General features: G+C 44.5%; 10 protein-coding genes. 1 reads left to right on the plus strand and 9 read right to left on the minus strand.

Translation table 11 applies throughout. The features are described 5' to 3' along the window. Positions 1-493 precede the first annotated feature (493 nt). The 9 genes from Q0338_RS08210 to Q0338_RS08250 all read right to left on the minus strand — a co-directional run bounded on the left by Q0338_RS08210 (position 494) and on the right by Q0338_RS08250 (position 6,955). Positions 494-1,042, minus strand: a complete 549-nt coding sequence (locus Q0338_RS08210; RefSeq protein WP_009495991.1) for a superoxide dismutase family protein — start codon at positions 1,040-1,042, stop codon at positions 494-496. Positions 1,043-1,177: 135 nt separating this feature from the next. Next, positions 1,178-1,939: a TIGR02757 family protein gene (locus Q0338_RS08215; RefSeq protein WP_298086331.1), complete on the minus strand. Its 762-nt coding sequence runs from the start codon at positions 1,937-1,939 to the stop codon at positions 1,178-1,180. 54 nt (positions 1,940-1,993) lie between these two features. Next, a complete protein-coding gene (flgK, locus tag Q0338_RS08220) occupies positions 1,994-3,847 on the minus strand; it encodes a flagellar hook-associated protein FlgK (RefSeq protein ID WP_298086332.1) in 1,854 nt (617 codons plus the stop codon). A gap of 3 nt (positions 3,848-3,850) precedes the next feature. Continuing rightward, positions 3,851-4,282: a flagellar export chaperone FlgN gene (flgN, locus tag Q0338_RS08225; RefSeq protein WP_002953308.1), complete on the minus strand. Its 432-nt coding sequence runs from the start codon at positions 4,280-4,282 to the stop codon at positions 3,851-3,853. Between the two features lie 35 nt (positions 4,283-4,317). Then, complete coding sequence (locus Q0338_RS08230) at positions 4,318-4,521, minus strand: flagellar biosynthesis anti-sigma factor FlgM (protein WP_122873807.1); 204 nt, start codon at positions 4,519-4,521, stop codon at positions 4,318-4,320. A 53-nt stretch (positions 4,522-4,574) separates the two neighbouring features. Then, positions 4,575-4,886, minus strand: coding sequence for a rod-binding protein (locus tag Q0338_RS08235; RefSeq protein WP_298086333.1), 312 nt, complete (start codon positions 4,884-4,886; stop codon positions 4,575-4,577). Next, on the minus strand, positions 4,886-5,947 hold the full coding sequence (locus Q0338_RS08240) for a flagellar basal body P-ring protein FlgI (protein WP_298086334.1): 1,062 nt from the start codon (positions 5,945-5,947) through the stop codon (positions 4,886-4,888). The genes Q0338_RS08235 and Q0338_RS08240 overlap by 1 nt, the downstream gene beginning before the upstream one ends. A 67-nt stretch (positions 5,948-6,014) precedes the next feature. Then, positions 6,015-6,581 (minus strand): 16S rRNA (guanine(966)-N(2))-methyltransferase RsmD, encoded by a 567-nt coding sequence (gene rsmD / locus Q0338_RS08245; RefSeq protein WP_298086335.1) that lies wholly within the window; start codon positions 6,579-6,581, stop codon positions 6,015-6,017. Beyond that, positions 6,578-6,955 (minus strand): hypothetical protein, encoded by a 378-nt coding sequence (locus Q0338_RS08250; RefSeq protein ID WP_298086336.1) that lies wholly within the window; start codon positions 6,953-6,955, stop codon positions 6,578-6,580. The genes rsmD and Q0338_RS08250 overlap by 4 nt, the downstream gene beginning before the upstream one ends. A gap of 147 nt (positions 6,956-7,102) precedes the next feature. Here Q0338_RS08250 and Q0338_RS08255 point away from each other — a divergent pair. Further along, a partial coding sequence (locus Q0338_RS08255) for a FlaG family protein (RefSeq protein WP_298086337.1) occupies positions 7,103-7,456 on the plus strand: 354 nt, incomplete at its 3' end.

The raw sequence follows: 7,456 nt of genomic DNA on the forward strand, positions 1-7,456 counted from the left end.
CTGCAAAAAATATCAAATACGCCGTAACTCCGAAGTCAAAGTCCATTTCCGCCCCCTCAAAAAACAAAATCATACTACGAAAAATTTAAAAAATTTATAAAATTCGGCTTTTTGTTTTACTGCTGTTAAAATTTAACGAAATAGCGAGTAATTTTTGCCAAGCAGGGTTAAATTTAGCAATTTGGGTTGCGGCGTATTTTGTAAATTTTACGAGCGCGCTCGGCGATTTTATTTCAAAATTTTGGAATAAATTTCGTAAATTTAGATACCGAAATTTGAGTCAAATTTGATAAGGGTAAATTTGGCATAGTTTTTAAAATTTCGTTTGTAAAATAGCGCATATAAATTTGCATTTAAGAGATGCTAGGTTAAAAAGAAGGCTATCAAATTTAACGTCCAAAACGCCTTTAGAGCAAATTTAAATCACGTCAAATTTGAGTAAAAAAAGAAAAATCCGCCGACCGCCGAGCGCGGCAAATCGGCGAATGCGGGATTATTTTATAACGCCGCAAACCATTCTAGCGCCGCCGCCGCCAAGAGGCTTTGGATGGTCGCTGTGGTTATCGCCGCCGACGTGGATCATTAGCGAGTGGCCTTTTAGCTCGTCGATTGTTTTGATTTTCGGAGCTAGCACAGGATAAACCGCGTTACCCTCGGCATCGACGAAAAGCGCAGGCAAATCGCCCTTGTGGCCGTTGTCGTCCCATGCAAAAGAGTGTTTTTTGGTGTCGCTTGGATCCCAGTGGCCGCCCGCTTTCATGCCTAGACCTTTTTCATTCGCGCCGCAGTCAGCGTTTTGATGCACGTGAAATCCGTGCGCGCCGCCCTCAAGGCCTTTAAGATTCGGGAATAACGCCACGCCGTAGTTAGTCTCGATCGCTACGACCTCGCCCACGACAGTGTTGCCTTTTTCACTTAGTTGCTCCATAGTTACAACAAGGTGCTTGCCAGCCTTTGGATCAAAGACTTTTTCCTCGTGCGCAAGAGCGCTAGTAGCGAGTAGGCAGCCTAGAGCCGCGCTAGCTAAAACGATTTTTTTCATTTTTTCTCCTTAAAATGTAATTGCGAGGTAACTATAGCCTAAATTTGATTAATTTAGGCTTTAAATTTTCTTAAATTTAATGCGCCGCAAGGGCTTAAATTTGCCGCTGTTTCGCGAGAGAAAAACCCGCCAAATTTACTTTATCTCGCTTAAAATTTGCGCTAGTTCGCCGCTTTGGCCGATGCGGTAGAGCGCGAAGTCGTATTTGATCGGATCGGCGGGGTCAAATTCGCAAAGCTTGTCCGTTAGCTCGCGCACGGCCCTAAAATCATAGCTTTTGCGAGAGATTAAGCCCAAATTTAGCGAAACTCGGTGCGTATGCACGTCAAGAGGTATGAGGAGCTTGCTTTTTGGCAGGCTTTTAAAGAGCCCAAGGTCGATGTCGCTATCTCGCACCATCCAGCGCAGGAACATATTGTAGCGTTTATACGGGCTTTGCGGCGCTTTTTCGTATGGCTTGCCGAAGAAAAACTCATACCCCTCCGAGCGGTAAGGATTGAGCGAATAGATAAATTTAATAAGCTCGTTTATGCCGTCCGCCATCGAGCCGTTTTTTTCAAAGCCCGTTCTCACCACACTCTCGATGTCGCCGTATTTTTTCAGGCGCGAAACGGTGATAAAAATCTGCCTCACGTCCTCGCAGCTTTGAAAGCGGTATTTGTGCCGCGTCAAATTTGAGGCGATTTCCTCCTCGCTTTTATCCAGCAACGAAAAATCGAGCGAATTTAGAAAATTTACGATTAGTTTTGCGTTGCCGTAAGCAAAAAGCGCGCAGATAAGCGAGATCTCGGGCGTTTTAAATTTGCTAGCGACTTGTAGCGGATCGGCGGCGGCAAACAAGTCCGCATGGGTATTTTTAGAGATTACGTTTTGATCCAGAAGGGTTTTTAAGTCCATTTTTAGCCTTTTTGAACGAGATTTTAAACCAAAAAGGCTAAAAGAAATTTAAATTTATTGTTTGACGGTTAGCAAGGTATCGAGCATCTTTTCTACGGTCGTGATGATTTTAGCCGCCGCACCGTAACTGCTTTGAAAGCGTATGAGATTTGTCAGCTCCTCGTTTAAATTTACGCCGCTAACCGACTGGTACTCAGACATAGCAACTTTATGGATAGCTGTATTTGCGTCGTTTAGATCGTTATTTGCCTGAGTTTGGCTAGCTAGATCGGTGGTTATATAGCGGTAGTATCCCTCGACGCTCTCCTCCTTGTCCGCATGCTTGTCGGAGTAAAATATGATTTTTTTATACTGCATTTGCACCATATCGTTTGCGACTTCGTTGTTGCCCGGAGTCGGATTTGAGTAGGCTTTTAGCTTGTGCGGATTTTCCATTAGCTCGCTTTTTACGCTCATATTTTTAGCTTTATCGCCTTCAAATACCCTGTTTAGCCCGATGATACCCGGGAAATTCGTGCCTTTATCGATGAAAGCGACGCTGTATTCGCCGGCGTTTCTTTTAGGTATGACGCCAAAAGTACCCCTGCCCGTCGCCGCGTCGTACTGATAGCTCGCCTGAAAATAATCATCCACGTCGTTTAGCGAGTTGTTATCGCCGTTATCGTCAGTGTCGGAGTTAAAGTCGCGCACGATGGAGTTGCCGCGAGTGTTATCGTTTATCGAAGTCGAGGCATTTATGTTGATCGTTTTGCGAGCGACCTCTTGGCCTTGGTTGTTATAAACCACGACGTCAAAGCTGCCGTGCTTGATGTCGTTATTAAAATTCATCAGCGTTCTAGAGTCGCTTAGGTCTTTTATCTCGTCTGTTACGGCGTTTTCTACGGCCGATCTTGCGTAGATATTGTTCGTCTCGTTTATGATGCCTTTAGCAAACGTATTTAGGTTGTCTATATACTTTTGTATCGTTCCGTCCTGAAACTCTCCGCTATCATCCATCCTGCGTCCGCGTAGATCCAATGCCGAGCCTAGTTTACCGCCCTGGATACGTCCGTTTAGATCGACCTTTTTGCCGTCCTCTCTCTCAAAATAAACGCCTTTAAAATCGCTTCTATTGTTCATTTTATCTATCTTTAGCGGGTGGTATGTCACGCCGTCAACTATATTAAATCCCGAGATATTTATCTGATGCTTCGTACCTACGTCCGTTACTGTAGGATCGACGTTAGTTCCTTGCAGTTCGCCCTTAAATACGCTTATACCCGCAAGCTTTGACATAGCAAGCTCGAGCTGATCGCGTTTGTCGCGCAGATCGTTTGCTCTAGTGTTGCCCACGGACTCGACGCGCACGATCTCTTTATTTATCTGCGCGATTTGCTTGGCGTATTTATTTATTTCATTTACGGTAACTTCTATCTGCGAGTCCACGTCCTTTTGGATCTTGGTTAGCATGTCGCTAGCTTTGTTAATGCTGGTTGAAAGCGTGTTAGCGTTGTTTAGCAAATTTATCTTTTGCGAGCCCTCGGTCGGGTTTGAAGCGAGGTTGTTCCACGCGTTGAAATAATTTTGTAAATCCCTGCCTATGCCCACGCTTTGCAGATCGGGGAAGCGCTGTGAAATTTCCTCTAAAATTTGCTTTTTGTATTCGGTTGATTCTAAATTTATATTTGAAGTTCGAAGCCTAGCGAATGTAAATTCGTCATGCACGCGCACGACCGTATCGACCTGCGTACCCCTGCCGATATCGCCAGGAATATCGTGAAAAGGCTCTCTAGCAGACTGCACAACGCGCTGCCTGGTGTAGTGCTCGCTATCGGCGTTTGTGATGTTGTGTCCGGTCGTAGTGATCTGCGTCTGCGCGGCATCCAGACCGCTCACGCCGATGTGCAAAGACGAAAATATATTAGCCATTTTTTAAACCCTCGTTTTAAATAAACTCTCCGGCCTTAGGCCGTTTTTGTCGTAGCCGCCGTCTTGCTCGCCTTTAAACATATTTTTTAGCAAGCTATCGAAAAATTCTTTCACTCCGACGACGTATTTTGCGTATTCTTTGTTTTTTGAGTAGAGCTCTTCAAGCTTTGAGCGCATAAGCGCGAGAGACGATTTTACCTCATCGTCAAGGATAGAGCTTAAATTTGCCCCGCCGTTTTCCCTTGAGACTCTTAAAAGCTCTTTATCTAGCAGAGATTTTACGGATTCGAATTTTTTAACCAGCTCGTTTTTGCGTCTAACGCTATCATCGACCTTGCTGTGATCGGCTAGTTTTATCTTTTCTATATCTTCCGTAGTTTGAGCGATGAGCTCGTCTAGTACGCCCATCGCCTCATCCAAGTATCTTTTAAGCATTTTTGTCCTTTCTTTTTACGCAAGGACAAAAAATCTTATAAAAGCGTATCGGCAACGGCTTTTGCAGTCTTGGACATATCTAGTTTATATGTTCCGTTTGCGATCTGCTCGGCTATCTTTGCAACCTTGCTTTCTTCTTTGCCTTGTGTTTTTTCCATGTTTTCGCTCTTTTTTACGTCGTTTGAGCGAGTGATTTGTTGCGGGCTCATGCCCAGTTTAGCTCCCAAAGTTCCTATCATTTTCAAGCCTTTTTAGATTTGTTAGAAACTAAATCGGCAAATTTTGAAATTTCTTAAGCCCTTTCTTTCAAATAATTGAATAAAAGTTCGCTAAAGCCCAAATTTCCGCTCAGAGCCTTACTCATCGTGTCGTTGTACATCGAGTGATAGATCTCGTCTCCGGCATCTTTGCCAAATAACGGATTTTCATCCTTTAGAGCGATATCTAGCACGCTTTTAACCAAAAATGCCTCAAAAGCATCAGTTTGCTCTTTTAAAAGCGCGTCTTGCTCGCTTTGAAACCTATCCGCGCGCCTATTTTCGATTGAGCTAGTGGCAAATTTATTATATGAGCTTAAAGCCGCCGAACTGTCTACGTTTAACATTATATTATCTCCAAGTCTACGTGTATAGCGCCGACGCGTTTTAGATTTTCCATTATCGCGATAATGTCGCTAGGAGTCGCGCCCATCTTGCTTAGCGCCCTTGCGACGCTAGCTACGGTTGTTTTTTCGCCGCTGATTTTTAGCATATTAGTTAGCGGATCTACCGCTGCGCCGTCTTGCAGATCGATTGTTTGCTGATTTGCCGCCATATCGTCGTATGAGCTAGGCTCTATCTTTATCGTGATATCGCCGTGCGTGATGACGACGGGATCAACTGTGATATTTATACCGCTTACTATCGTGCCCGTGCGCTCGTCGATTACGATCTTATCTAGCGCTTTATAATCCACATCCAAATTTAACACCCTAGCTACGAAGTCGACCATGTTTGCGCCGTTTGGCTTAGCGATCCTGATCGTTCGCGAGTCGACGGCTACCGCGCTATCGACGCCTACGTTTAAATTTACCGCTCTTTGTATGCTTGAAGCGGTATCGAAATTTGACTCTTTAAGGCTTAAAAATATCGCTTCTTGATTATAGATATCGTACGCTATCTCGCGCTCCACGATAGCGCCGCTTGGGATCGTGCCTGCGGTTACGTGGTTGCCGCCTTTACTTCCGCCTCCGCGAGATGCCGTCTTGCCGCCTATGGTTAGCGAGCCCTGCGCTAGAGCGTAAATGTCGCCGTCCACGCCCTTAAGCGGAGTCATCAAAAGCGTTCCGCCCTGCAGGCTCTTTGCGTCGCCGATAGATGATATCACGACATCAAGCTTATCGCCCTGCCTAGCAAACGGCGGTAGCTTTGCGATAACCATAACCGCAGCGGTGTTTTTAGATTTGATATCGTCGGGCTTGATTTTTACGTTCACGCTTTGAAGCATATTTGAAAGAGACTGGATCGTAAACTCCGAGCTACTGCCGTCGCCAGAGCCGTTTAGACCGACGACCAGACCGTATCCGATCAGCTGATTTTCCCTCACGCCCACGACGTTTGCGATGTCTTTTATCTGCGCCGCAAAAGCCGATATGGCAAGGGTTAGCAAGCATGCCGCTAGTTTCATTTTAGTCCTTAAATTTGTATTTTCAAGGACTAAAAGCAATTAGCATTCCAAATTGAAACAAAAATTTTTAAGAATAGTAGCTAAGCGAAGTATTTCCGAATTTTTTAGATTTTAAAAGCGTGAACGAGCCGATGTTTTCAGGTAAATTTAGATGGCTGGCGTGCTCGAAAGCGATCAGATAAATTTTGTCTTTTGGCAAATTTCTTGCCAAATTTACGCACTTTTCATAAACGTCCGCAAAACCGTCTCTGATATCAAAAGGCGGATCGAGGTACAAGATAACGGGCAAATTTTGCCTCGAGACGATGGCAGGAGTAGCGTCAAAAGTATTGCCGTTTACGATTTCCAGCTCGTAGCCGATAAGTTTAGCGTTTTGTAGCGCGATTTTATAAGCGTTTTTGTTGATTTCTACCGCGTAGGCCTTTGTCGCGCCGTTGCTTAGCGCTTCTGCGGCCATCAGCGCGCTACCGCCGAAAGCCTCGATAAAAACCTTGCCCGCTAGCTCGTAGCGAAACGAATCGAAAAATGAGCCTTTGACGATGCTTTTTGTGCTTCTTGTGGTTTGAAGCGAGGGCAAAAGCAGCTTTTTACCTTTAAATTTACCGCTTGAAATCGTAGCGTAGAGATTTTTCAACGAGCTTTCCTTAAAATCGCAAGCAATTCTTCTTTAAATTTATCTATCAAATTTGAAACCTCAAGCTCCAAATTTGAACCGTTTTGCGGCGCGGCTTCTTCTTTTGCGGGCGCGGTCGCGCGAGAGAGCGCGACTGGTTCTGAAAACTGAATCGCCGAGTAAAACTCCTCAAGCGCGGAGATAAGGGCTTCTTTACTAAAAGGGATTTTTAGATGCGGCGAGCGCTCGGCGATCACGAAAACGGGCTTTTTGGCCTCTATCTTTTTGTCCGCCACGATAAAATCGCAATCTTTTCTAGGCGAGATAAAATCCCTCAGAAATAGCCTTAGCGACTCCTCAAGCAAAATACAGTCGCATTCAAACGAAATTTTCACGAATTCTCCTTTTTCTCGCCTTGATTTAGGCTGGATTTTAACAAATTTATGCGAAAATTTAAATTAAGCAAAAATTTTCCCAAACGGGGCTAAAAAAATTTGCAAATTTGACGATATAGAAGCTAGCAAATATTCAAAGGAGAAAATATGGAAATTTTCAAAGTAGCGAGCCAACCGATGACAAACGTAGCTACAAGCTCGCACGCGCAAAGCTCTACGCAAACTAGAGAGGTCGAAAGGACGCAGATCCAGCAAGATACGACGCAAAATTTAACCGAGCAAAATAACGAAACGCTAAATGAAAAAGTAAAAGAAGCCACCGAAAAACTAAATAAACAAATGGAAGATCTAGGCACTAGCATACGCTTTGGCTACAACGACAAGATAGAGGCCATGTACGTAAACGTAATGGAGATGAAAACCGGCGACGTGATCCGCAAAATCCCGACTGAACAAGCAATGAAATTAAGCGAATATTTTAGAGAGGCAGTCGGAGTTTTA

The sequence above is a fragment of the uncultured Campylobacter sp. genome (assembly GCF_938018145.1).
Taxonomy (GTDB): Bacteria; Campylobacterota; Campylobacteria; order Campylobacterales; family Campylobacteraceae; genus Campylobacter_A.

Excerpts from the sequence above, each read along its gene's own strand:
- Q0338_RS08215 (WP_298086331.1), bottom strand. The coding sequence starts at position 1,939 with ATGGACTTAAAAACCCTTCTGGATCAAAACGTAATCTCTAAAAATACC.
- Q0338_RS08230 (WP_122873807.1), bottom strand. The coding sequence starts at position 4,521 with ATGATAGGAACTTTGGGAGCTAAACTGGGCATGAGCCCGCAACAAATC.
- Q0338_RS08210 (WP_009495991.1), bottom strand. The coding sequence starts at position 1,042 with ATGAAAAAAATCGTTTTAGCTAGCGCGGCTCTAGGCTGCCTACTCGCT.
- flgK (WP_298086332.1), bottom strand. The coding sequence starts at position 3,847 with ATGGCTAATATATTTTCGTCTTTGCACATCGGCGTGAGCGGTCTGGAT.
- Q0338_RS08240 (WP_298086334.1), bottom strand. The coding sequence starts at position 5,947 with ATGAAACTAGCGGCATGCTTGCTAACCCTTGCCATATCGGCTTTTGCG.
- Q0338_RS08235 (WP_298086333.1), bottom strand. The coding sequence starts at position 4,886 with ATGTTAAACGTAGACAGTTCGGCGGCTTTAAGCTCATATAATAAATTT.
- flgN (WP_002953308.1), bottom strand. The coding sequence starts at position 4,282 with ATGCTTAAAAGATACTTGGATGAGGCGATGGGCGTACTAGACGAGCTC.